A 24932-nucleotide genomic window follows, 5' to 3' on the forward strand; every position below is an offset into this window, starting at 1 on the left:
AGCCTCTTTCCGCTTGACGAATGGTGTCGATATGTGTCGTAATGTATAATGTAACAATAACTGGTACTATTAATTTGATTACGATCACGATCACTTACTTACATTTGGTGGTGCATTTGCTTTGAAGCATACGGTTGATGACAACAATGACTTTAACCTCAGATCCATACTCATCCATGAGGAAACAGGAGCCTGTCATAAGGACTTTCTAGAGCTGTTCTTAGCATGGAAGCTAGCAGATTTGCCGAGATCGAGGGAGACATTCTCGGTTATTCGTATTGCAGTCCGTGAGAATCAAGAGCAGCCAAGCGCGTATCATGACGTATTCAGCCGCCTAGGACTATTCTTATCTGGTCAGCTTCGGAAGACGGATCTACTCTTTGAAACAGAGAATAATGAGCAGTTCATTCTGGTATTGATGCATACAGGCGAAACAGAAGCGGCGTATTTTATGAAGAGAATTCAGATGGCATTATTACGAGAAGAGGAGCTGCTATCGAGAGTTCAGTGTATAGGCGGAATGGCCGCCGTTCGCAATCCGAACACGACGTATCAAGACATCATGGACTCCATCACTCAAGCGCTGGAGCTCGCTATGGAGAAAGAAGCCTTTCATCTGGAACAAGGTGTTATTGAAGCGGCGCCGGATACGAGACAGATCAGGGTCACGATCATCGATGATGATGTCATCACGCAGAATATCGTAACCAATCTCATCGAGGGGCTTCAACTCGACAATACGACCTTCGATATTCAAACCTTTAATGACGGCAGCAGCTTCATTAACTCCAATCGCTATTATTCATCTCATACGCAGATTATATTTCTGAGCGACATATTGCCCCAGCGGGATGGAATGGAGGTTCTGAAGGACCTGCGCCAGATGCCGAATTCAGATAAATACCTGATCTTTATGCTGGGCAGCCGCAATACAGAGAATGAAACCATATATACGCTTGAAAATGGTGCCGATGATTATATCGCGAAGCCGTTTAACATCAAGCTGCTGCAGGCGAAGGTCAAGCGCATGATCAAGAGGTTAGCGTCATGGTAAGCAGAGAGATCGTCATATTAAGTGTATGCATATCTGCACTGCTGATCCTGACACTTGCTATATTCTGTTACATCACCGTTCTCAAATGGTTGGATAACAGACAGAATGCCTACAACCAATCCTTCGCGAAGCGTAATAGCACGCTGTTATATCAATATCTGGTGCACGGCGAGTCATCACGGCTGATTGTTCCGGATTCCAAGGCTTCCTTGCAGGCTATGGAGCAGCTGTTGAATCGCTACTTAAGAGTCGTACAGGGGGAAGAGATTCAGCAGAGGGTAAAGTCATTTGCAGAAATGTACTTTACAACGCATTATCGGCGGCGCATGAAGAGCAAGAAGTGGAGCTATCGAATGAACGCGCTGTATTCGATCTTAGAATATAGGATGGACACGCTCACCACAGAACTGGAAGAGATGATGGAGCGGCCCAAGCGTGTATCGAGTGAAGAGTATGTGCTGATGTGCAAAATATCGGTGAGTACTCGTCATCACGACTATTTATCCTATATCTTGCAGTCGCCTGCAGCGGTATCTCCTTCAGAATACCGCCAGCTTACGGCCATGATGTCAGATGTTCAATTCCGTGAAACGATGAACCAGTTTGCCAACCTGCCTGCTGACTTTCAATACAGCTTAATCGACATGGTGAGTATTCAGATGAAGTATGAGTATATACCGATTCTGGAGAATCTCGTATTTGACCAACCTGATACGGATCATGCAGAGCAGCGCATTCGAATACTCAAGGCCGTCGCCAATCTTGGCTACACGGACGATGTGATGCGCTACACCTCATTCGTCACGTCTCCTCAATGGGAAGAACGCCTGATGGTTGCCAAGCTGCTGGGTTCGGCAGGAACGTCGGAAGCTATGCCATATCTAGCTATGCTTATTGAGGATTCATCTTGGTGGGTTCGCAATCAAGCGGCTCAAGCGCTGTCGAGATCCAAGGATGGGGATCAGATCTTGAGCGAGCTAACATAACTAGAATTCAACAGTTGAGGATAAACAACCTATGATCGAAACGATTTGGCAAACTATTTTATATTTTTTCAGCATGTTCGTCGTGTTCTATACAATGGGCGTCAGCCTGTTTTATCTAGTCATGATTCTATTCGCGTCTCTCTCTATGTTTAGAGAACATAAGCTGAATAGCTATCTTGCGCATAAAGAGCTTAATGAGATTACGTATACCAAGCCTGTGTCTATCCTGATCCCAGCTTATAACGAAGAGGTAGGAGTTATAGGCAGCGTTCGATCTCTGCTGAGCTTAACCTATCCGCAGATCGAGGTCATTGTGATTAATGATGGCTCAACAGACAGCACGTTAGAGAAGATGGTGGATCATTTTCAGATGGTTCAGGTGAATCCGGACACGAGACAGCTCCTTCATACGAAGCCTGTAAGAGCGGTGTATCAATCTGAACTGCTTCCGAACCTCTATATGATCGATAAGGAAAATGGCGGAAAGGCGGATTCGCTGAATACCGGCATTAATCTTGCTCATTATTCGCACTTCTGTTCGATCGATGGGGATTCGATATTGGAAAGAGATTCATTGACCAAGGTCATGAAGCCTATTATCGATTCAAATGAAGATGTTATAGCGTCAGGCGGAACGGTTAGAATCGCGAACGGCAGCGATATTCAGATGGGTGTCGTGCAGAATATTAAGCTTTCCAGCAAGCCGCTCGTCATTTATCAGATCGTCGAATATATTAGAGCCTTTTTAATCGGAAGAATTGGTCTAAGCCGACATAATCTGTTGTTGATCATATCTGGCGCATTTGGAGTATTTTCGAAGGAATGGGTTGTGGAAGCGGGCGGGTATTCCGCCAATACACTTGGTGAAGATATGGAGCTGGTCGTTCGACTGCAGCGGATCATCAAGGAAAAGAAGCTGAATAAGCGTATTGTATTTGTTCCGGATCCCGTATGTTGGACGGAAGCGCCGGAAACGATGCGTGATCTGCGAAGACAGCGCAATCGATGGCATCGCGGCTTGCTCGAGAGTCTATCGGCACACCGCAGGATGTTCCTTAATCCGCGTTACGGTTCCATTGGGATGGTGTCTATTCCGTATTTCTGGATCGTCGAGTTCTTGGGTCCCGTCGTGGAGCTCGGAGGATATATATTCATTATCATCTCCTTTATCTTAGGGAACCTCTATTATGAGTTTGCGGTACTGCTGCTGCTCGTCCTGATCTTGTACGGCTCTATCATTTCACTGTTGGCGATGCAACTGGAGCAGTGGAATCTGCGCAAGTATTCGAGCTATAAAGATGTGCTGAAGCTTTATTTCTATTCATTGACTGAAATTATATGGTATCGCCCGCTAACTGTCATATGGAGGGTCGAGGGAATTATTCAATTCTTCTTCCGCAAGCGTTCTTGGGGTGAAATGAAACGAAAAGGACTGTCCTCATGAAAAATGTTGATGTGATCAATAAGAAGTGGGTTGTTATCCTAACGTTTGTCTTAGTCCTTCTGGTCTTAACTTCGCCGTTCTGGCTATGGTTCCTGAAGCCGTCAACTTCACTGAACGTGCTCATCTTCGATAAGACGGTTCCAGACGATACCTATAGGCACCATAAGGGATTAACCTGGCTGCTGAACAATGAGAAGATCAAAACCGAATCGGGTGAACCTTATAATCCAGCTTCCGACTATGTTGGTTTCAAGCCGCTTCAAGGCAATAGCTACAGTATCGATAAGCTCCCGAGCAGCTTGGATGCATACGATCTCATCTACTTGGCGGATATGTACGGGGTCGAGGAGCAAGAGGCCAAGCCTCATAATGGGCTGCAGCAAATGGAGTATGAGGCGATCCGCGACCACCTGTTGAAGAAGGGCGGGACATTAATCGCGGAATATAATCTGTTCGGTCCATCCACCACTACTGAAGTCAAGAAGAATATGTATACGCTGCTTAACGCACAGTGGACAGGCTGGACGGGAAGGTATACAAGTGATCTGGCAGGCGCGGATATCCCTGCCGCAGTGAAGGCTCGATATGAGGAAGAATCGGGCAAGCCTTGGACCTATAGCGGGGAAGGCATCCTGCTGCTGAATGAGAATCATAACGATGTTCTCGTATTGACGAAGGAAGATATTGAGGCTAATGGAACGCCAGTTCAATTCTCGTACACGGATCAAGGCAGGGAGCAGTTAGGACTAGCCGATGAAGTCGCTTATCGAGGCTGGTTTGATATTATGGAACCGGCTGATCCGAATGAAGTACTGGCAACCTATAAGCTTGGAGTGACGGCTTCAGGTCAAGATAAGCTTAAAGAACACTCCATTCCGCTTGAGATTCCCGCCGTTATTCATCATCAGAATAATCGGTATGCGAGCTATTATTTCTGCGGGGATTACTTGAATCAAGGAGAGATACCCGAATTGTATGAGAGCTTCTTCTACGCGAATCTTAAGAAGCTGCCTAACTGGCATGGTGAAGAAGATGAATTCTATTGGAAGGCTTATGTGCCCCTGATAAAGGAGATTCTGCGCAACGGACTTCATGTGCCCGCGGAGCCTGCTGTAGTCGAGCATCAGACGGATAACGGCGTAACCTACAATGCCCGTTCGCAAGGCAAGGGGCTTCAGATTCTAAAGGATGGCCAATGGGTAGACTTCACGGTGAAGGGCGTTAACATAGGCATGGGCAAGCCAGGCGTATTTCCTGGTGAAGCGGCGATTACTCGAGACGAGTATTACCGCTGGTTCCAGCAGATTGGCGCGATGAACGCCAACTCGATTCGGGTGTACACGCTGCAGCCTCCAGGATTCTATGAGGCCTTGTATGAATATAACCAGACGGCCGCTAATCCGTTGTACTTGTTCCATGGTGCATGGGTGCTGGAAGAAGAACTGGTAGATACGCAGGACGCTTATTCGGATCGGGTCACCGAGCCATTTTACGAGGAGATTCGAAATGTAGTCGATGCGGTACATGGCAATGCGGAGATTGCGGAGCGAAAGGGACATGCTTCGGGTCAGTATAAGTACGATGTATCGCCCTACTTGTTAGGGTGGATCATCGGAATTGAATGGGATCCGTTTGTGGTTCAGAACACGAATGCGAACCATAAACAAGCGAAGCAGCTTCAAGGCCAATATGTATATACCCAGGACGCCTCGCCGTTTGAGCTGTGGCTGGCTAATAGTATGGAATATACGGCTTCCTATGAAGCGGATCGTTATAACCAGCAGCATCTGCTAAGCTTCACGAACTGGATTACGACCGATCTGTTAGACCATCCTTCGGAGGCCGATGTGAAGGAGGACATGTCTGTTGTCGATCCGAATCATATCTACACGACGGATGCGTATTACCCTGGCTCTTTTGCTTCTTATCACATTTACCCTTATTATCCTGAATTCATGAACAATGAGTACCAGGATTATGTGGATCAGCGGGGGGAGAAGAATGCATATGCCGGGTATCTTCAAGCGCTCAAGGAAGTTCATCGGCTTCCAATCGTCGTAGCTGAATTCGGGATACCTGCATCGCGCGGGATCACGCACAGCAATCCACAAGGCAAAGATCAAGGCGGTCATTCCGAGAAGGAGCAAGGTGAGCTGATTAAAGGGCTGTACGAAGATATTATCGCAGAGAACTACGCCGGAGGGATGATATTCGCGTGGCAGGACGAATGGTTTAAACGAACCTGGAACACGATGGAGTATGACAATCCAGATCGTCGGCCATATTGGCCGAATATTCAGACGAATGAGCAGTTCTTCGGCATAATGTCGTTTGATCCGGGAATCAATGAGGTTGTGATCAACATTGACGGACATACGGCGGATTGGGACGGTCTGAATCTGAGTCCGATCTATCAGGTGCCGGAGAACAGCAAGCAGAATCTGAAGCAGCTGTATATGACGAGTGACTCGGAGTATCTATATCTGCGGCTCGACTATGGGCAGTTGAATAAGGATAAGATCGATACGAAGATCATGCTGGATACGATTGATAACCAAGGAATCACGAAGCTGCCAGGTCAGAGCGGCCTCCATAATGAAGCGAGATTCGACTTCTATATTGACGTTAAGAGCTCGGATCAAGCGGAAATGTTCATCGACAGCTACTATGACAGCTATTATTACAGCTACGCGCATGAGCTCAACATCATTCCGCAGGAAAGCTATGCGAAGCAGAAGGATAACGGCATCTACCATCCGATCCGTCTGCTCCTGCGTAACAAGCTGACGCTTGACGTTCCTGGCGGGGAGGATATCGTATATCCGCTTATGTCTTATACAACAGGCAAGTTGAAGCATGGGAACAGCGATGTGCGGTCAGAGGACTATGACTCGTTGACGGACTACGCGGTGAATGAGGATCAGGGCGTAGTGGAGATCCGCATTCCATGGTTGATGCTGAATGTGAAGGACCCGAGCGCGCATGAGGTAATCGGCGATATGTGGGGCACAGGACTAGGAGTGAAGTCCAGTGCAACTACGGAGGGATTCCGACTGCTTGTTCTGAACGAGGGGGAGAATGGGAATGCTGATCGTGTGGAGACGCTTCCTGTCATCCCGCAAGGTACGGCGGTTACCCGAGAGATGTTGAAGCCTTATGACTGGGACGAATGGGACGTTCCGATCTATCACGAGCGGTTGAAGGATTCGTATTACATCATGCAGGACACCTTCTCGAAGTATTGATGATGTTAAATAACAAAAGCCCGTTTGGAGCCATATTCGGCTGTAAACGGGCTTTTTTTAAAAGAATGATTAGAACGTTTTCGCGGCTTGAGCTGCTGCATCTACACCGTTTTGAATAATTGCTTCAGCTCGATCAGGGAACTGGTTATGGCTTTCCACGATAACCGTTGTCAGATCACGGATGCCGAACTGCCGCATATTCTTCGACACGAAGTTAACCGCCATCTCGTTTGCCATAGCCTCGCCTTCGGAATAGTTCCCGCCGCGAGCATTGAGCAGCGCGACTTTCTTATCTCCAACCAGCCCGACTGGACCTTCCGGCGTATACTTGAACGTCTTGCCCGCTTGGTTCAAATAGTCGATATACGTGTGCAGAACCGCAGGAACTGTCATGTTCCACAGCGGGAATGCGAACACAACCTTGTCTGCTGCAAGGAACTGATCGATGTAGCGGTTGGCGATATCGGCTTGCGCTTGTTCTTCAGCGGATAGCTCATAGCCATTTGCCGATTTGAACAAGCCGTTAATCATCGTGACATCCATATAGGGCAACTGCTCTGTGAACAGATCCAACTCTGTAATGTTGTCGTTCGGATTCGATTGCTTATATTCATCCAAGAAAGTGTGATAAAGCTTTACACTGACGGATTGCTCGATTGGACGGTTGTTTGCTTTGACAAATAATACAGTAGACATTGTAGTTCCTCCCATATAGTGAAGTAATAGAGTAAGGTTAACGTGAGAGAAACTAGTGAACTATAAAACATTAAAAATGAGTTTACTCACTATGATGTTACTCTCTAAGTTGATATACTGAGGATACACAGTATTTTTTGGCGTGTCAAGTTAAGTTGACAGATGGAGCAGACAAGCATCTTTCTTACGGGTTAGAATTTGCATCCAGTTCATAATCAGCTACAATAAGAAGTAAATTGCCAGAGCTTAACTATGGTTGAGGCCAGATGCCGAGTGTATAATATTGTGAGCATACACACTAAGAGCAAACTCGTCTATTGAAATGAGAATAGAAATAATTTTCCCAACATATCAAGGAGGAGTTTTATGCTTTCCACGACCGATCACCCAATACCGATTGACGTTATCCATGTACTGATCCGATCAGCCCACTACATTCAAAGAGAATTTGATGCGCAGTTGTCTGCATTTAACATGCCTTACCAGATTACAGGCCCTAGATTACGCTTGTTATCCGTTGTATCCGAATCTGGCAAGATCCGCATGAATGAATTGGCAGCCAAGCTGGGGATTAAGGCTCGTACTGTTACAGATTTCGTCGATGCGCTTGAACGTGAGCACCTTCTTGTACGTATCCCCGACCCAACGGATCGCCGAGCAACGCTTATCCAACTAACGGAGCTTGCGGAAACCAACCTGAATCAGGTTCTAACCTATCAAGCGGAGATCGCAGACAAACTACTGGGCAATTTATCTCAAGAGCAGCGCAAGCAGTTTCTTGATCTTCTGCTCCAGCTCATTGCCAATAAGGATATGTCAAGTACATGTGATGGTCAGTTAAAGTAAGGATGGCACGATGTCGTGATTAACGTTAGAAATCATGACTCCCCATCTTTCCAACCTGATATTCCTTAAACGCTTGAATAATCTCTTCGCGAGTATTCATCACAAATGGCCCATGCATATAAATCGGTTCCTCAATCGGTTCTCCGCTTAGGATGATTACGAGTGTATCATCGGTTAGCCCCTCGATTGCAATCTCTCCAGCAGCATTGCCAAACAGCACGAAGTCGCCTTCCTTAGCTAGTTGCGATTCATTGATCTTGGCGCTTCCTCTAAGCACTAATGCCCCGGTATTGAAGGAAGCCGGATGCTCGAATCGCGCTTTACCATTGGTATTAAAGTCGATATCAAACAGGTGTATTGGCGTAAAGGTCTTAGCTGGTCCGCTGACCCCATTGTAATCCCCTGCAATGATGCGCACAGTTCCGCCGTGATCGGGAAGCTCGACTCTGCCCATTTCCTCCTTCAGGAGCGCTTGATATTGAGGTGGATGGTTCTTGTGTGCCGCAGGGAGATTGACCCATAGTTGTATAAAATGGAACGTGCCTCCGCGCTTAGAGAATTCTTTCTCATGGTACTCCTTGTGCAGAAGCCCCGACCCTGCTGTCATCCATTGTACATCTCCAGGTCCGATAATCCCGTGGTTGCCGAAGCTGTCGTTATGCTCGACGGAGCCTTCATATGCGATGGATACCGTCTCAAAGCCTTTATGCGGATGAGCTCCAACGCCCTTCACTTGATCGCTTGGCGGAAATACAAACGGTGAGTTATAGTCCAACAGGATGAATGGACTCATCTGATGCGCAAAGTTATTGCCTGACGGGAAGTAGTTGGAGACGCGAAACCCATCCCCTACCATGTTGAATGGCGCCCCTCTAAATATACCCTCGATCTTTCTAAATGTGCTTGTCATAGGCGTACGCTCCTTGTGACATAAAGTTAGCTGCTTAATTCTTTAAATGAAGTATCTTGAATTAAAGATAATATACCAAGCGATTTTTGTCAACACCATACCGCTCGGCAGGTGATCCATCCCTGTGGTTGTGTTGAATCCGTTATAAGAGAAGGAGCCCAAGGATTACCCTGGACTCCTCTTGTAATATATGAAAAGTTGTAATTACAGCTGCGCGCTCAACGCTTGCACAAGTAAGCTTACCGATGCGACAGAGAACCATACGATAAGTCCAAATACCAAAGGTCGGACTCCGGTCTTGAGCATCGATTTTAAGTTTGCGCTTAGGCCGATCGCGGTTAATGACATGATAATCATGAACTTGGAGGCTTGTCCCGTAAATGCGAGTACCGACTCGCTGAACAATCCTAACGTATTCATGAGCGAGGCGACTAGAAACCAAACGATAAACCATGGGAACACTTTGGACAGGCTATAGGTCTCTGTAGAACCTTCGATCTGCTGTTGTTTCTTCTTCTGTCTCGTATTGTACATAGCTAAGAAGAACGTGATCGGAATAATAAAGGTCGTTCTAACCAGCTTCACGATCGTTGCATAATCGCCTGCTTCATTACTGTATAAGTAGCCTGCGGCGACGACAGAAGACGTATCGTTGATAGCTGTGCCTGCCCATAATCCGAATCCCGTATCCGATAATCCGAGGAGATGTCCGATAAACGGAAACAACAGCACAGCAGCTACATTGAACATGAAGATGGTAGATATCGAATACGCAATTTCTGTTTCCTCAGCTTCTATAACGGGAGATGTAGCCGCGATTGCTGAACCGCCGCATATAGCTGTGCCTACCCCGATCAGAATCTTTAGTCGAGAAGGAATGTTAAGCAGCTTGCCGAAGAAATAGGCCGAAAGGAAGGCCGCCAGCAAGCTGGACAGCATTACAGCTAACGACTCTACGCCAGTACTCCAGACGCTGGATAAGCTTAAGTTGCATCCGATGATGATAACGGACCATTGCAGTATTTTTTTGGAGCTGAACTTTACCCCGCTTAGCGTGCTCTGTGGCTTTCCTACCGTATTGTTCAGTAGCAGACCGATCAATAAACCGAATACTGGACCTCCTATGACAGGGAAGTATGTACCTAGAACAACCGCAACGATGGAAATAGCAAGCACGAGACCGAGCCCGGGGACCAATCTTTTCAATGTGGTCATGGTGTTGAATCCTCTCAATCATTATGAATATTTATACAAACGATCAGATTTCATAATAAGAGAAACCCATATGAAACACCAATACGAATTCCTAATACTTAGTATAAGAAATCATAATAGTAGAAAAGAGTGTGATGCGGCTTCCATATCAAGTGATGGATGCTTTGGAAGCAGGGAATGCGGTCTTTATAGCGAATTCCCAATAATACCATGGCTAATGTTTACAGGATTTAAAGGATGGTGCTAATTATGAACTTGAAGGAGGCTTGTCAGTTAACAGAGCTCTCCGAGCATACGATTCGATTCTATGTGGAAAACGGACTTATTCATCCGAAGATAGAGATCCAAAACGGCAGGGAGTATCAAGTATATTCCGAACAGGATGTTGAGGATCTGAAAGATATCGCGACTCTTAGAAAGATGCTGTTCTCGATTGCTGATATCCAGGACATGCAGCAGCAACCTGATAAGATGAAGGACATCTGCTATAAACATTGCTGTACCATGAACGAGGAGGTTGCTCTCCGACAGAAGATATTAGCTGTGCATGATCGATTAGATTATTCCATGGTGAGTGACATCCACACGCTGGTGATGAACTTTACTGAAGAAGCGGAAGCCCTGTCGCTTCCGGCAACGGATATGGAGCCGAACTTCGGAAGGGACCGGAATATCGGAATAGGTCCGGATTTCGGAAAGTTTGACCCTGAGACTGAAGAAGAAAAAGCAGACGCTTATATGAAATTCAGAGTGAAGCAAGCTATAGAAGACAGAATAAATGATCGGGTGCAGATCTTCTGGAGGCCGATGAAGTGGATATTGGCTGCTCTATTGAGTATCGGATTGGTGATGTCAGTGTTGATCGGCATATCCGCCATTCCTGAGACGATCCGTGTAGAGTACCCTGCGATACAATATCGAGCAGATGATGCCAGCTATATGGAACGAACGAAGATTAAGGTCGATGGCAAGCTCTATACGAGATGGTTCTCTGATCCTCGATTCAAAGGCACGTTCATTATCGAGCAGTATCCGTATACGAAGGAATATCAGTTGTTTGATATTGTATTCCACGAAGACATCAGAAACGGCTGGGGATGGTTGATCTACCATTCCATTTCCAATGGTCATCCAATTCATGAATCCCTGGGAGGCATTTGGATAGATAAGCATATGGAAAAAATAAATATTCAGGTATTTGAGCCGATTAGTGGGGCTGCCAAGACAACGAAGGATTTGATCATATCCGCTCCTGCCGAGACACGGGAAGAGGCGATAGCTATCACCGAACAGTTAAGTAAATATGGGACTCCGATGGAATAGAGAAAGAGGGATGCAGCATGATTATAAGAGAACTGGAACAAAGAGATAACAAACAGATAGAGGATGTTATTAGAACCTGTCTCAAGGAATTCGGCGGGGACCGGGAAGGCTTGGCTTGGGCGGATCCGCTGCTGGGCAGACTATCGGAGGTCTATCAGGCGGATAACGCCATGTATTGGGTCGTTGAGCAGGACGGGAAGATCGTTGGAGGCTGCGGCATTGGGCCTGTAGACAATCTGACAGGAGTCTGCGAGCTGCAGAAGATGTACTGCTTGCCGGAGACGAGAGGTACGGGAATCGCTCATAAGCTTATGGCGACAGCACTGGAGTTTGCGGGTCAGCAGTATAACCAGTGTTATATTGAAACGTTAAGCAATATGGAGGCGGCTAATAGGTTCTATCGAAAGTACGGCTTCATAGCACTAGATAAGCCGATAGGCGACACAGGCCATTTCTCGTGCGATGTATGGTACCTCAAGGATCTCAAAACTGATCAATAATGACTGATGGTGTAATTGGTGGAAGTAGAGTCATAGAGAGGAAATGTTATCGAAATGTCTTATTTACCTATGTGACAATAAGTACAACTGCGTATATGATTGGATAAGGGGCTCTGGATAAATTCGACAGCTGCATCGAAAGGTTGAATGAGACAGGCTTTCTTCAAGACTATCACTTCAGCAACGGAATTGGGATTGTTCGTGAAGGGGATAGGGCTGTAACTGCAAGGACTAACATTCGCGACAAAATGTAGAAAGGTGGCAATATCATGGCAGGCGTCAAGATTCTAGTGACGATACCGAAAGGTCATATCTTTAATACTTTTTTTAGTGATGAGTTAATGCGGAAGCTGGAGGAGATCGGCGAAGTTGTCTGGAATGAAGGCGATAACCAGTTTACCAAGGAGCAGCTATGCGCCAATCTGAAAGATGTTGATATATGTGTGACCGGTTGGGGAACACCGATATTCGATGAAGAGGTACTCCGTCATGCAAACAAACTGCGTTTGGTCGCTCACACCGGGGGCTCTGTAAGGCCTTATGTAACGGATGAAGCGTACGAACAGGGCATTCGCGCCACAAGCGGCAACCTCGTGTTTGCGGAGTCAGTTTCGGAAAGCGTCATTGCTTACGCACTTGCTTCCTTGCGGGATATTCCTCGTTATTCAAGTGAGCTGAAGCAGGGAATCTGGCCTGACAACTTCTACAATAAAGGGCTGCTCGACAAGACAATCGGTATCGTAGGCTACGGTATGATATCCAAGTTCGTTATCGAGATGCTTATGCCGTTCCATGCCAATATTAAAGTATTCTCCAGACATATCGCCGAGGAGGAGCTTGTTAAACATAACATGCAGAAAGCGGATCTTCCAGAGATCTTCTCAACCTGCGATATCGTATCCATTCATAGCGGGAATACGAAAGAGAATTATCATCTCATTACCGAGGACTTGATGAATAGGATGCCGGACGGTTCTCTGCTTATTAACACAGCACGCGGTGCTATCATTGACGAAGAAGCCATGTGCAGAGTACTGGAGAAAGGCAAGATTAAGGCTGTTCTTGATGTATTCGAAGTCGAGCCGCTGCCTCCAGGTCATAAGCTGATGGAGCTGGACAATGCCATTTTAATGCCTCATATGGGTGGACCTACTATTGATCGTCGCTTGATCGTAACTCGAACGCTCATTGAAGATATGAAGAGCTTCTTGAATGGCGAACCGATGAAGGGCGAGATTGATCGCGCATATGCCAGCAAGATGTCAGTCAGCTAGCATTATCGAACCATATGAACAAAGAGTGATACAAGCTTCATATAGTATTGAACGCAGTCATGAATAATACAGTAGTCTAGGAGAGGAGTTCCTTTTCCTTGGTTTACTGTGCTTCTATATCTGAATAATATGGATGGAGGGTTAGGCATGGAAATGATCGTTAGGGGCACCCAAGAGGATGCTCTGGATATAGTGGAATTTGCGGATTATATCTTCAGTGCTTCCTCAGGCCCGCATAATTTCGCGCAGTTGATTCCGAAGCTGTATAGGGATGGTCAGGATACACAGCAGTATCACTATCTGATGAAAGAGGACGGCAAGATCAGAGCGATGGTCTGCGTACTGCCCGTAACCTTTAACGTGGCAGGCATAGAGCTGAAAGCAGGCTGCGTAGGTACAGTGTCCGCCCATCCGCGCACGCGGGGCAAGGGCTACATGAATAAGCTGCTCTCCATGGCGCTGGACGACATGAAGGCACAGGGATATGCTTTTAGCAATTTGGGGGGACAACGTCAGCGGTACGAATATTTCGGCTATGAGCCAGCAGGAGTGAAGCTGGACTTCACGTTGACTGCCGATAATATTCGTCACAAGTACAGCGGGCTGGATGCCAGCGCGGTACAGTTCGAGCCATTGACCGACGCGTCTCCATGGTTGGACGCGGCATATGCGTTGTATGAGCAGGGCATCATGAGTGGAGCCAGAAGCAAGGAGCAGTTCGTGACGGTCCTGCAGACTTGGAACTCAAGTCCATACGCTATCCTGCGCGACGGAGCATTCGCGGGGTATGTGGCCTTGTCGAAGACGGGCGGAGTTATCCAAGAGATTGAGCTGCTCGAGCAGTCGAGCCTGCCAGTGGTAAGTAAAGCGTTGGCAGCTAAGTTTGGGCTGAATTCGCTTCATTTCACCCTGCCGTCTTATGATCGGGAGAAGCTCGCGATCTTGGGCGATGTGTCCGACATGTATTCGGTCGGTCATCATCAAAGCTATAATGTGTTGAATTTTGCCGCTGTTATTGAAGCGTTTATGAAGTGCAAGGCGTCTTACACGACGCTGCAAGACGGCAAGTTCACGCTGTGTATAGAAGGCTGTGAAACGGTGGAAATCATCGTCAACAGCAACCAAATCACCGTGAACCGCCACGATGAGCATGCTGCGGATATTACAGCGGATGTGACCATGTCGAAGCGGGAAGCAATCGCATACCTATTCTCTCCGCTCAGCACGTATTCTGAGTGGATGCCGTCCGCTGTGCAGAGCCAATGCCCGCTGGGCTGGTTCCCGCTGCCGCTATACGCGCCGGTGCTGGACTGCTGTTAAGCAAGCACTGCCATCTCGGCAAAATTTTTCTCTCACCACGGAACTCATGTACCCCTCTGAACGGGGTACATGAGCCGTTATTCTCCAGGCGGTACTCCTTCTAATCCATTTTCACATATCCACACATAAGATCGAAAAATACTTAGCCTCCATCTTCATATTAGGCGTAAAATAGAGATATAGGACAAAATGTAAATTACTTAGACTCTGTTGGACGCTGTCGGGCGTTCTAGGGATCAACTTGTTGTTGGTGAACAATAGCTCGTAAACGTATCGATAAAATGCTGAGCGCTCTTAGAGAGATATCGATCCTTCAACCAGACAAGGCCTACCTCGGATTCCAAGTCGGTGTTCGTGATATCGTACATCTTGATATTCGACAGTGAGAAGGAGGACATCACGGACTTCGGCAAAATCGTCGCGCCTATGCCTGCTGCTACAAACGCTAAGATGATCGCTACGCTTGAGCATTCGCACAGAACGGGGGGCTCGAAGCCATGCTTCTTGAACTCCCGCATCACTTTTTCGTGCATCCACTTGGTTAGGTCGGTCTTCAAAGATAGGAAAGGATACTGTGCCAGTTCATGAATGCTCATCGATTGCTGGTCGGGAACCGAACTCCACTGACTTGGAAGCAGAGCGACGAAAGGGTCGGACGGCAGTCTAAGGATCGAATAACGCTCTGCATTAACCGTGGCTTCGAACGGAAGTCGAGTGACGATTAATTCGATCTTGCGCTGCTCCATCTGCTCGCTAAGAAGAAAGTGGTCGCCTTCTTGTATCTTATACGTAACCTGAGGGTACTTCTCTTGGAACTGCTTAATGGCCTGCGGCAGGAGAGAAATGCAGGAAACGACCGATCCTATAGCCAGAACGCCATGTATACCTTCATCCAGCTCTTTGACTTCTTTGATCGTTTCGTTAAACTGTAATAAGAGGGCTTCAGCCCTTTGACGCAATAATTCACCAGCGTGCGTGAGCTTCAGCCGTTTGCCGCTTCGGTCGAACAGGCTTACACCGAGCTCTTGCTCCATCAGCTTCAGCTGGCGGCTAAGCGGAGGCTGCTCCATATTTAATAGCTTGGCCGCGCTTGTAACTTGTCCTTCATGAGCAACCGTGAGAAAATAACGGAGTTGTCGCATATCCATCCGATATGTTCACCTCAATAATACCTTAGATATATGTTTATAATATAAAACAGATATTTTAAATATATTAAGGAATTTGCTATGATTCAATTAATAAATTTACAGGCAAAGGAAAGGTGTTCAAGATGACGCAGCAAATTACAGTTGAGCTTTCAACAAACAAGAAGCAGAAGCCGGATGCAGACAAGCTCGGTTTCGGTAAGTACTACACTGATCATATGTTTATTATGGACTATGATGCTGGTGAAGGCTGGCATCATCCGCGAATCGTACCTTATCAACCGATATCGGTTGATCCTGCGGCTAAGATCTTCCACTATGGTCAGAGTGTATTCGAAGGGTTGAAGGCTTATCGTACAGAGGATGGACGTGTCTTGTTGTTCCGTCCACAGCAGAATTTCAAGCGTCTCAATCTTTCCAACAACCGCCTAAGCATTCCTCAGCTGGATGAGCAGCTGGTATTGGATGGGTTGAAGCAGCTGGTTGAGGTTGATCAAGAGTGGATTCCGTCTGCTACAGGCACATCCCTCTATATTCGTCCGTTCATCGTGGCGACTGAGCCTGCGCTTGGCGTAGCGCCTTCCCGCCAGTACAAGTTCATGATCATTCTGTCGCCAGTAGGGTCCTACTATGCAGAAGGCATTAATCCTGTCTCGATTCATGTTGAGTCGGAATATGTCCGCGCGGTTAAGGGCGGTGTCGGCAATGCGAAGACTGCAGGCAACTATGCTGCAGGCTTGAAGGCGCAGGAGGAAGCTTCGGAGAAGGGCTATTCGCAGGTGCTCTGGCTAGACGGCGTTCACCGCAAATATATTGAAGAAGTAGGCAGCATGAACGTGTTCTTCAAGATTAGCGGCAAGGTGATCACGCCTGAGCTGAACGGAAGCATCCTGGCAGGTATTACGAGAGATTCGGTTATCCAATTGCTGAAGCATTGGAACATCCCTGTTGAAGAGCGCAGAATATCGATTGATGAGCTGGTCGAAGCGCAGCATAACGGTACGCTTGAAGAAGCGTTCGGCACAGGGACGGCGGCTGTGATCTCGCCGGTTGGCGAGCTGTACTACCATGACGAGAAGCTTGTCATTGGCGGAGGCTCGACGGGCGAGGTGTCCAAGAAGCTGTATGATGCGGTGACGGGTATTCAGAGCGGCAAGGTCGAGGATTCATTCGGCTGGACGGTTCAAGTATAATCGAGCATGTAGATCGTTATAGCAGATTCTGTGTATTGAGCTGGCTCCTTTCGCGCAGTTGCAGTGAGAGGGGCTGGCTTTTCATTTTATAAGATAGGGCTTGAATGGTTAAGGTGTATAATAATACATAAAGTGACGGAAGGGATGAGAATATGCTGAACATTAAAGAATACAGCGTTGAACCCATAAGAGATCCATTCGGAATCTTATCCGGTGAGCGCTATGAGTTTGTACTTGATCTGGATGTGCCAGAGGACGATGAGTTATACTCGGAGCACGGCGTATTTATAAGAGCGATCTTCATGGTGGATGGTGAAGTATCGCGCATTGCAAAGTACGATATCTATGAGAGATCGACGAATCAATACCTTGATTTCGATATGGAGCCGGAAGAGGAAGAGGCTGTGGTTGCTTTCTGCAAGGAGCATTTACCGGAGAAGAGGGCTTAGCTTGGGTGGCTGGCGCTGGTTAGCTGGTCGTTAGAGAGGCATTCCGCTGAAATATTGAAGTATGGCTGACGAAGTCGCTGCTTTGCTGCTCTGTGCGGCAGGGTGGCGGCTATTTATTATGTGTGAAAGATCGTGCATTGGAAAATTAATAAAAACCCCTTTAACTCACCTTCCGAGCTGCGCCGACTCGCAGCCATGCTTCTGTAAGACGGTTATTCCCCGTTATGGCGCCTCACGACATGGAATTTCGCTCTGTAACTGGATATATCCCCGTTATCTCATTTACCAAGCCGCAACGACACGCAGTCATGCTCCTGTAAGACGGTAATTACCCGTTATCGTGTCTCACGACATGGATTCTCGCTCTGTAACTGGCTAAATTCCCGTTATCTCATTTACCAAGCTGCGCCGACTCGAAAGGGGCACGAGCTCGTGGCGCATTTCTTGTACGGCGTAACTAAGAAGATAGCCCATGCCTCGAAGAAGCGAGGTATGGGCTTGGACACGTCATGCTGGACGTATGCTGTTGCGAATGGTTATGCAAGCTGCATCGTCGTGATGCAAGTATTATCCTGTTCAAATGTTGAAATTTCCGATTCCGACGTTTTTCCATTATGGGTGATCTTTACTTTGAGTTCTTTATCGCGCGGGATCCATAGATCAATAAATCCATTGGGCTGAGATTGGATCGTTTGATCTAGTACCACATTTCCGTCAGCGTCTTCAATATACACATCGAATTGTTGGTTCGCCATTTCACCACGGCAAGAGACCAAGTTGTGGATCGCACAAGGGTGCGTTTCATTTACGTATGGAGCGATAGAAACGAAAAATTCATCATCAGGCAAAGCATAGGTCGTTTCTTTCGAATCTTCTTGAAGTACCTTGAGTTGCTTGGATGTAATAGAAGCCGTTTTGGCTGTACTATTGCCTGAGCTGAAGTCCTGTACCATCTGCTTAATGTCACTTGAAGCGACTCTGCTTGTTCCTGCTTGTTCATCAGCTGCTGTAAACAAATAAGCCCCAAGCGCAACGACAACAACCCCAGCAACTCCAATGATTAGCTTTTTCATCAATTATCCCTGCCTTGTTGAATAATAGTTGATTCCATTCATGTTCAATCATTTCCCCGCTAGTCGAATAATAGCATGCAATCCTATAAATTTTAAATATATAATCTCACATCTACTATTAACAGTAATTGTACGCTGTTGCGTAATCATAATACGTCTGTTAACTAAGAGATTAGACGCTTTATGGTATGGTAATATGGATGTATACTTTTGCGGGAGACGGTATATGTTCAAGAAAATAAGCCTAGCAATCATCTATATAGGTGTCGCCTATCTAATATACGTGTACGGAGACGTTATCTTATCCTGGATTCAGGAATCGAATCACATGTTTCTCGTGATCGCGATCGCGACGTTGCTGGCGTCATTTCCGATCGTTCCCTATCCTCTAGTCGGCGGAGTAATCGGGGCCGCATACGGTCCTGCGTTAGGTGCTTTCATCATCTGGTTGGGTTCAGCGGCTGCTTCGCTCTTCATGTTCCTATTTGTTCGCTATGGATATCAGGAATGGGGCGCCAAGATTCTGTACAGTCACAAGAGCATAGGCAATGTAACGGTATTATTCGAAAAAAATGCGTTCGTGACGATCCTGTTCTCCCGACTCCTTCCCTTCATTCCTTCCATTATGATTAACACATATTCCGCATTGAGCCGTGTTTCCTTCACGTCATACGCCATCGCTTCCTTAATCGGCAAGGTTCCGTTGATGCTGCTGTTTGCTTTGGTCGGGGATAACCTGATGACCAACCCGAGAAATAGTATGATCACGATCGGTACTTATGCTGTATTTCTTGCTGTGACGTTAAGCTTGCATCAGCTCTGGAAACGCAGTCAGGCGTCAAACAAGGACAAGCTGGAGACGATATAGAGCACACCAAACGGCTCCAACATTTTTCAAAACGATGTATTGACTCTCACGTTACGTGATACTTTATAGTAAATGTTGAAGGGAGGCTGGATCACATTGAAAGTGAAGGAAGTAGCTGACTTAGTGGGAATCAGTGTGCGCACACTGCACCATTATGATGAGATTGGGTTGTTAGTTCCGGAAGAGACAACGGAATCAGGCTACCGCCTCTACTCCGATGATAATCTCGAGCTGCTGCAGCAGATTTTATTTTTTCGAGAGCTAGGATTCCCTTTGAAGAAGATTAAGCAGATTGTCAGCAGTCCCACGTTCGATCGACAGGAGGCGCTTCTGTTGCATCGGGAGATGCTGCTGGATAAGCGTCGCCATCTGGATCAGATGATCACGACGATTGATAAGACGATTCAACATACGAAAGGAGAAATTCAGATGTCTAACAAAGAAAAATTCGAAGGCTTTGACTTCAGCCACAATCCATACGAACAAGAAGCGCGTGAACGCTGGGGGGATCAAGCGGTTGACGAATCGAACGCCAAGATTGGCAAGATGTCCAAGAGTGAGCAGAGCGAGTTCACAGCCGCCTTCAATGAGCTATATACGAAGCTCGCGGCTCTGCGCCATGGTGCGCCTGAAGCGGAAGCTTCACAAGCAGCGATCAAAGAATGGTACGACCTATTAAACAAGATGGGCAACTATTCACTCGATGCGTTTAAGGGATTGGGTCAGATGTACGTCGCTGACGAGCGCTTTACGAAAAATATCGATCAGTTCGGTGAAGGCCTAGCCCGATTCATGTGCGATGCAATGGCTGTGTACGCAGATAATAACCGATAATAGCGAATGAGTTGGAATGTAAGAGAGGGCTGGTTACAGCCCTTTTTTGCTGTAGATGAGGAAAAAAGCCAGTACTAGCTCACGTACTGCCTTACGTTAAAATGATGAATAGAGTATGATAGAAAAAATTAGGAATATTATTCCTCGTCCACATGTATCACGGAGGTTAGTCATATGAAGCACAAGACCCTATATTACGTTATCGCTCTGCTCGTCATCACCGTATGGAGTACGACCTATGTATCTACCAAAGTGCTGCTTCAAAGTTTAAGCCCTGTTGAGATTATGTTCTATCGCTATTTGATAGCCTATGCGGTTCTGTTCGTAGTCTATCCTAAGTTTCATAAGCTGGGTGGCTTTAGAGAGGAGCTTCTCTTTATCGGAGCAGGTATATTTGGAGGAACCTTATATTTCTTATCAGAGAATTATGCCTTGAAATATACGACTGCTTCTAACGTAGGCTTGCTTGTCGCTACCGCACCGATGCTGACGGCCATCATGGCTCACTTCTTTACTAGAAGCGAGAAGCTCAATAAAGGCTTGGTCTTCGGATTTATCGTTGCGATACTCGGTGTGTTCCTCGTCATCTTCAACGGTCATTTCGTGCTGAAGCTTAATCCTCTTGGAGACATGCTGGCTATTGCAGGCGCTGCTTCATGGGCGATGTACTCCGTATTAATTAAGAGAATCGGTACTCGATATAATGGCATCTACATTACACGCAAAATATTTTTCTATTCCATCGTGACGATGCTGCCTGCGGTGTTCGTTACGGATTTCCGGTGGGATCTAACCGTTCTATATGACGGCAGGATTATCGCTAACTTGTTGTTCCTAAGTATCATAGCCTCTTCGGTCTGCTTCTTGCTGTGGAACAAGGTGATATGGAAGATTGGCGCAGTGAAGGCGAACAATTTCATATACTTAGTGCCGCTCATCACGATGCTGACCTCTGCCATGATTCTGGAAGAGACGATCACAGTTTATGCCTTGCTGGGAGGCCTCCTGATCGTAGCTGGAGTATTCATCTCGGATCAAACAAGTCGTATGACCAAACGAGCACCCGAGGCGACATTTACACAGGTATACAAGTAAAGTACACTGTTTATCATATAGCCGCAGCTAACATATGGCTGACATTAACTGTAGTGAGATATCCAACTTACATAAACTTTGCAGGGGAGTTGTTGCATGTGAATTATCGCCGTCTTGGGAGCAGCGGATTGGAAGTATCCGCATTAGGACTGGGTACCAATGCATTCGGTAAACGAGCGGATCAAGAAACCTCGATCCAGATCATTCATCATGCTATCGAACATGGGATCAACTTCATCGATACAGCGAATATCTACGCCGGAACCGAATCGGAGCGAATCATTGGCGAGGCGCTGGCGGGTAAACGCCATCAAGTCGTATTGGCCACAAAGGCTGGTCTGCCTACAGGGAAGGGGCCGAACGAGCGCGGTTCTTCGCGCTATCATTTGCAGCAAGAGCTGGAGCAGAGCTTGAAGCGGTTAAAGACCGATTATGTCGATCTGTACCAGATACATACCTTTGATCCCTACACACCGCTTGAGGAGACGCTTCGAGCTCTTGAAGATATGGTGACTTCGGGAAAAGTAAGATATATAGGCGCATCCAATTATGCGGCGTGGGAGTTTATGAAGGCGCTTGGCATCAGTGATCGGCATGGCTGGAATCGATACGTATCCTCACAGACCTGCTATTCACTCGCGGATCGAACACCGGAGCGGGAATTGATTCCGATGTGTCTGGATCAGGGCGTCAGCATTATTCCGTATTTTCCGTTGGCAGGCGGCATATTGAGCGGCAAATATCTTGAGATTGGCAGTGCCCCAGAAGGTTCTAGAGCGGAAACAGATCCGAACTTCAATCGATTCATTAATGATAGAACGATCTCACTCGGTCAACAGGTGAATAAGCTGGCGGAGGACAATGGCTGCACCTCCAGTGCCTTGTCATTGGCATGGCTCATGCATCAGCCTGTCGTGTCTTCAGTCATCGTGGGTGCGACTCGTGTGGATCAGCTGGAGGCTAATCTGAAGAGCGTATCTATTCAGATCGGCGCCGACCTCATGCGTGAACTAGAGACGATCAGCGAACCTTTCCGACAAGGAGAGCCGTTTGCGGTGTATCGTTTACCTTAGGAAATCCAGCATTCTCGATTGATCATGAGCTCTTGGTAGCCGACGGGTACTCATTATCCACTGTCAAGAGCTCTAATTTATGTGGAGCTTAAATTTTACACTTCGATATGAACTGGATAGCCTCTTCTATCGTAACGGTGTACGCCGTATTCTGAGACATGTCCTTTACCTGTACCATACCTTGAGCAGCTTCATCCTCGCCTATTAAGATGACAAATGGTATCCCCTTCGCAGATACGGAGGCCAGCGACTTCTTCAGCTTGCGGCCGCTAGTGTCGCAGGAGACACGAATCCCGTTCTTGCGCAGCTGAGTGGCTGCGTTCAACACGCTGGAAAGCGTGTTTCCGATAGGGATGATGACCACTGCGGCTTGAGCCGTCTCGATCTGACGCCCCTCAAGCATTTCCATGATCGACTCCATCCCGAAGGACAGCCCCACAGTCGGATATTGGATATCTTCCCGCCCAACCAATTGGCCGATGATGGCATCGTACCGTCCGCCGCCGCCCAAGCTCGAAGTGAAATTGTTGGCAGCATCGAATATTTCATAGACCGTGCCTGTGTAGAAGGACAATCCGCGAGATAGGAAGGGGTCGAATATACAGACTTGTTCCAGTCCAATGTCTTGAATCAGCTCCATAAGCGCAGTGACCTCTAGAGTACTGGGGTTATTTTGTAGATCATATTTCTCACATATCCGTTCAAATGTTGGGTTATCCATCTGTATCAGCTCCATCACAGCGTTCGTGACGGCATCTTCCAGACCTTTATCGCGCAATTCCGCCATGACGCCGCTGCTCCCGATCTTCGCGATCTTATCGAGTGTCAGCATTACGGATAATAGATCTTGCTTGAGGACTCCAATACGCTCTAACACTTCACCGAGAAAGCGCCGATTGTTCCACTTCAGTACAATAGCTATGTCTAGCTGGCGAAAGGCTTCAACGGCAAGCTGCATCAGCTCGGCTTCAGCTTCGGGGCCTGCAATTCCAACTACATCCGCATCACACTGTAAAAATTCTCGCAGCCGTCCGCGCTTGACAGGGCCATCACGAAACACCTTGCCGATCTCATATCTTCTAAATGGAAATTCAATTCCCGGATTCAATGCGATGACTTTCGCAAAGGGAATCGTCAGATCATATCGAAGCCCGAGGCTCCGATTGCCTTGATCGCTGAATTGGTACATCTCCTTCACAATCTCATCGCCGCCTGTGTATTTGGAGGTCAGTAGGTCCTGCTCATTTAAGATCGTCGAGTCCATCTCGTCGTAATCATACAGCTCAAACATGTTCCGAAGCACAAACTGCACTTGCTTGCGCAGCGCCTGTTCTTTACCGAAGTAATCGTAGGTTCCTTTTACATTTTGCATGTCAGCTCATTCCTCTCCATATAGTCGGGGTAAAATAAAAAACGCGCAGGACCTCTTGGTCCTGCGCGCCATGTATGCTGCAGGGAGGCCAACGCGAATAGCGTTAGCCCACCCTGAATCGTTCAGGTGTGCTAACGCCGCTTGTGATGATGAAGTTGGGACATGATTATATTGCTGGTGTACATATCGTACGCCCCCTTCAGCTAATTGGATTGATTATAGCCAAAACGAAGTAAATGTGCAAATCTTATCTTTAGATCGGATAGATAGGGGGATAACATGAAACGAACTTACACTTCAGGCTATACCAAACAGGAATGTATATCTTTTATTAAAGAGAATGTAGACTTTGTCTCGCTCCAATATGGCATGGAGCATGTAAAGGGATGGACCCGATTCAGTTTATTCAGCCTATCATATCGAAACGGCGAGATCAGGAGGAATAACACGATCTTTAACAAGGCAGTAGGGAGAATTAAGACGAAGCAAGGCAAGACGATCGTATCCTTTCGCACGTACAAGGGGCTAACGGACATATTTTCAGTATTAGGCTTATTTGCAAGCTCGGTGGTTATCGTCACATTGGCAAGCTTGTCCTCTGGAATCCCTTTTCATTTCATTCTATTAATGGCTCTGATCTGTACACTGCTTGGAGCGTCCATCACATGGATATGGTCATCGCTCAGCACAGAAGGAATAGAAGGGGAGCAGGAGTTAATCGCTTATATGGAACGAGCTCTAAAGTTGGGATCAGCGGACAACTGATGTCGATATTTAGCGAGTTGTGCTGATGAGGAGGGCTGAATCAGATAAGCCGATTACACCAGCAGAGACTGTATCTCTGCAGCATACGATCTGCCCTGCAGCCGCAGCTGTATGATCATCATGTCTATTCATCTAGAAGGCCTTCTCTTATTCATGCTATTCGGAGTGAGGGAAAGGCCTTCTAGCTTGACAAACAGACTGATTTAAAGTATCTTGAAATCGAGATATATAAAACAAAGAATTTATCAT

Annotated in this window: 23 protein-coding genes; 16 read left to right on the top strand and 7 right to left on the bottom strand. The window is 46.9% G+C overall.

Annotated elements, in window-relative coordinates; translation table 11 throughout:
* Window positions 1–121 precede the first annotated feature (121 nt).
* The 4 genes from AC3WTP_RS00745 to AC3WTP_RS00760 are packed head-to-tail and all read left to right on the top strand — an operon-like array spanning window position 122 to window position 6729.
* Window positions 122–1054, top strand: coding sequence for a response regulator transcription factor (locus AC3WTP_RS00745; RefSeq protein WP_492392668.1), 933 nt, complete (start codon window positions 122–124; stop codon window positions 1052–1054).
* Entirely contained in the window at window positions 1048–2040 is a 993-nt protein-coding gene (locus tag AC3WTP_RS00750; RefSeq protein WP_492392669.1) for a HEAT repeat domain-containing protein, read from the top strand. The genes AC3WTP_RS00745 and AC3WTP_RS00750 overlap by 7 nt, the downstream gene beginning before the upstream one ends.
* 31 nt (window positions 2041–2071) lie before the next feature.
* Window positions 2072–3484, top strand: a complete 1413-nt coding sequence (locus AC3WTP_RS00755) for a glycosyltransferase family 2 protein (protein ID WP_492392670.1) — start codon at window positions 2072–2074, stop codon at window positions 3482–3484.
* Window positions 3481–6729, top strand: a complete 3249-nt coding sequence (locus AC3WTP_RS00760; RefSeq protein WP_492392671.1) for a hypothetical protein — start codon at window positions 3481–3483, stop codon at window positions 6727–6729. The genes AC3WTP_RS00755 and AC3WTP_RS00760 overlap by 4 nt, the downstream gene beginning before the upstream one ends.
* Window positions 6730–6798: 69 nt before the next feature.
* On the opposite strand, the gene AC3WTP_RS00765 is transcribed toward AC3WTP_RS00760, so the two are convergent.
* Complete coding sequence (locus tag AC3WTP_RS00765; protein ID WP_492392672.1) at window positions 6799–7425, bottom strand: FMN-dependent NADH-azoreductase; 627 nt, start codon at window positions 7423–7425, stop codon at window positions 6799–6801.
* Between the two features lie 366 nt (window positions 7426–7791).
* On the opposite strand from AC3WTP_RS00765, the gene AC3WTP_RS00770 reads away from it, so the two are divergent.
* Complete coding sequence (locus AC3WTP_RS00770; protein ID WP_492392673.1) at window positions 7792–8271, top strand: MarR family winged helix-turn-helix transcriptional regulator; 480 nt, start codon at window positions 7792–7794, stop codon at window positions 8269–8271.
* Window positions 8272–8296: 25 nt separating this feature from the next.
* Here AC3WTP_RS00770 and AC3WTP_RS00775 read toward each other — a convergent pair whose 3' ends face one another.
* Entirely contained in the window at window positions 8297–9181 is an 885-nt protein-coding gene (locus tag AC3WTP_RS00775; protein ID WP_492392674.1) for a pirin family protein, read from the bottom strand.
* A 204-nt stretch (window positions 9182–9385) separates the two neighbouring features.
* The gene (locus AC3WTP_RS00780; protein ID WP_492392675.1) at window positions 9386–10396 is read right to left on the bottom strand and encodes a YeiH family protein; all 1011 of its coding nucleotides are present in this window, start codon (window positions 10394–10396) and stop codon (window positions 9386–9388) included.
* A gap of 249 nt (window positions 10397–10645) precedes the next feature.
* On the opposite strand from AC3WTP_RS00780, the gene AC3WTP_RS00785 reads away from it, so the two are divergent.
* The 4 genes from AC3WTP_RS00785 to AC3WTP_RS00800 all read left to right on the top strand — a co-directional run bounded on the left by AC3WTP_RS00785 (window position 10646) and on the right by AC3WTP_RS00800 (window position 14813).
* Window positions 10646–11719 carry a MerR family transcriptional regulator gene (locus AC3WTP_RS00785; protein ID WP_492392676.1) on the top strand — a complete coding sequence of 358 codons (1074 nt, stop codon included), beginning with the start codon at window positions 10646–10648 and terminating at the stop codon, window positions 11717–11719.
* Between the two features lie 17 nt (window positions 11720–11736).
* Window positions 11737–12219, top strand: coding sequence for a GNAT family N-acetyltransferase (locus AC3WTP_RS00790; protein WP_492392677.1), 483 nt, complete (start codon window positions 11737–11739; stop codon window positions 12217–12219).
* A 269-nt stretch (window positions 12220–12488) separates the two neighbouring features.
* Window positions 12489–13493 carry a hydroxyacid dehydrogenase gene (locus AC3WTP_RS00795; RefSeq protein ID WP_492392678.1) on the top strand — a complete coding sequence of 335 codons (1005 nt, stop codon included), beginning with the start codon at window positions 12489–12491 and terminating at the stop codon, window positions 13491–13493.
* Window positions 13494–13640: 147 nt separating this feature from the next.
* Window positions 13641–14813: a GNAT family N-acetyltransferase gene (locus AC3WTP_RS00800; protein WP_492392679.1), complete on the top strand. Its 1173-nt coding sequence runs from the start codon at window positions 13641–13643 to the stop codon at window positions 14811–14813.
* A 236-nt stretch (window positions 14814–15049) separates the two neighbouring features.
* Here AC3WTP_RS00800 and AC3WTP_RS00805 read toward each other — a convergent pair whose 3' ends face one another.
* A complete protein-coding gene (locus AC3WTP_RS00805; protein ID WP_492392680.1) occupies window positions 15050–15961 on the bottom strand; it encodes a LysR family transcriptional regulator in 912 nt (303 codons plus the stop codon).
* A 125-nt stretch (window positions 15962–16086) separates the two neighbouring features.
* Here AC3WTP_RS00805 and AC3WTP_RS00810 point away from each other — a divergent pair, with 125 nt between their 5' ends.
* Together AC3WTP_RS00810 and AC3WTP_RS00815 are read left to right on the top strand one after the other, a co-directional pair.
* Window positions 16087–17154, top strand: a complete 1068-nt coding sequence (locus tag AC3WTP_RS00810) for a branched-chain amino acid aminotransferase (RefSeq protein WP_492392681.1) — start codon at window positions 16087–16089, stop codon at window positions 17152–17154.
* A 152-nt stretch (window positions 17155–17306) separates the two neighbouring features.
* Window positions 17307–17603 carry a DUF6509 family protein gene (locus AC3WTP_RS00815; protein ID WP_492392682.1) on the top strand — a complete coding sequence of 99 codons (297 nt, stop codon included), beginning with the start codon at window positions 17307–17309 and terminating at the stop codon, window positions 17601–17603.
* A gap of 536 nt (window positions 17604–18139) precedes the next feature.
* Here the strand turns inward: AC3WTP_RS00815 and AC3WTP_RS00820 are convergent.
* Entirely contained in the window at window positions 18140–18676 is a 537-nt protein-coding gene (locus tag AC3WTP_RS00820) for a CueP family metal-binding protein (RefSeq protein ID WP_492392683.1), read from the bottom strand.
* A gap of 226 nt (window positions 18677–18902) precedes the next feature.
* On the opposite strand from AC3WTP_RS00820, the gene AC3WTP_RS00825 reads away from it, so the two are divergent.
* From AC3WTP_RS00825 to AC3WTP_RS00840, 4 genes are all read left to right on the top strand, one after another.
* The gene (locus AC3WTP_RS00825) at window positions 18903–19544 is read left to right on the top strand and encodes a TVP38/TMEM64 family protein (RefSeq protein ID WP_492392684.1); all 642 of its coding nucleotides are present in this window, start codon (window positions 18903–18905) and stop codon (window positions 19542–19544) included.
* Between the two features lie 90 nt (window positions 19545–19634).
* Window positions 19635–20378: a MerR family transcriptional regulator gene (locus AC3WTP_RS00830; RefSeq protein WP_492392949.1), complete on the top strand. Its 744-nt coding sequence runs from the start codon at window positions 19635–19637 to the stop codon at window positions 20376–20378.
* A 174-nt stretch (window positions 20379–20552) separates the two neighbouring features.
* Entirely contained in the window at window positions 20553–21473 is a 921-nt protein-coding gene (locus AC3WTP_RS00835; protein ID WP_492392685.1) for a DMT family transporter, read from the top strand.
* Between the two features lie 98 nt (window positions 21474–21571).
* Window positions 21572–22546: an aldo/keto reductase gene (locus AC3WTP_RS00840; protein WP_492392686.1), complete on the top strand. Its 975-nt coding sequence runs from the start codon at window positions 21572–21574 to the stop codon at window positions 22544–22546.
* 88 nt (window positions 22547–22634) lie between these two features.
* Here the strand turns inward: AC3WTP_RS00840 and AC3WTP_RS00845 are convergent, their stop codons facing one another.
* On the bottom strand, window positions 22635–23918 hold the full coding sequence (locus AC3WTP_RS00845) for a histidine--tRNA ligase (protein WP_492392687.1): 1284 nt from the start codon (window positions 23916–23918) through the stop codon (window positions 22635–22637).
* Window positions 23919–24197: 279 nt separating this feature from the next.
* On the opposite strand from AC3WTP_RS00845, the gene AC3WTP_RS00850 reads away from it, so the two are divergent.
* Window positions 24198–24683: a hypothetical protein gene (locus tag AC3WTP_RS00850; RefSeq protein ID WP_492392688.1), complete on the top strand. Its 486-nt coding sequence runs from the start codon at window positions 24198–24200 to the stop codon at window positions 24681–24683.
* A 9-nt stretch (window positions 24684–24692) separates the two neighbouring features.
* On the opposite strand, the gene AC3WTP_RS00855 is transcribed toward AC3WTP_RS00850, so the two are convergent.
* On the bottom strand, window positions 24693–24815 hold the full coding sequence (locus AC3WTP_RS00855; protein WP_492392689.1) for a hypothetical protein: 123 nt from the start codon (window positions 24813–24815) through the stop codon (window positions 24693–24695).
* Window positions 24816–24932 lie beyond the last annotated feature (117 nt).

The organism is Paenibacillus sp. EB106-04-04-XG159 (genome assembly GCF_058791835.1).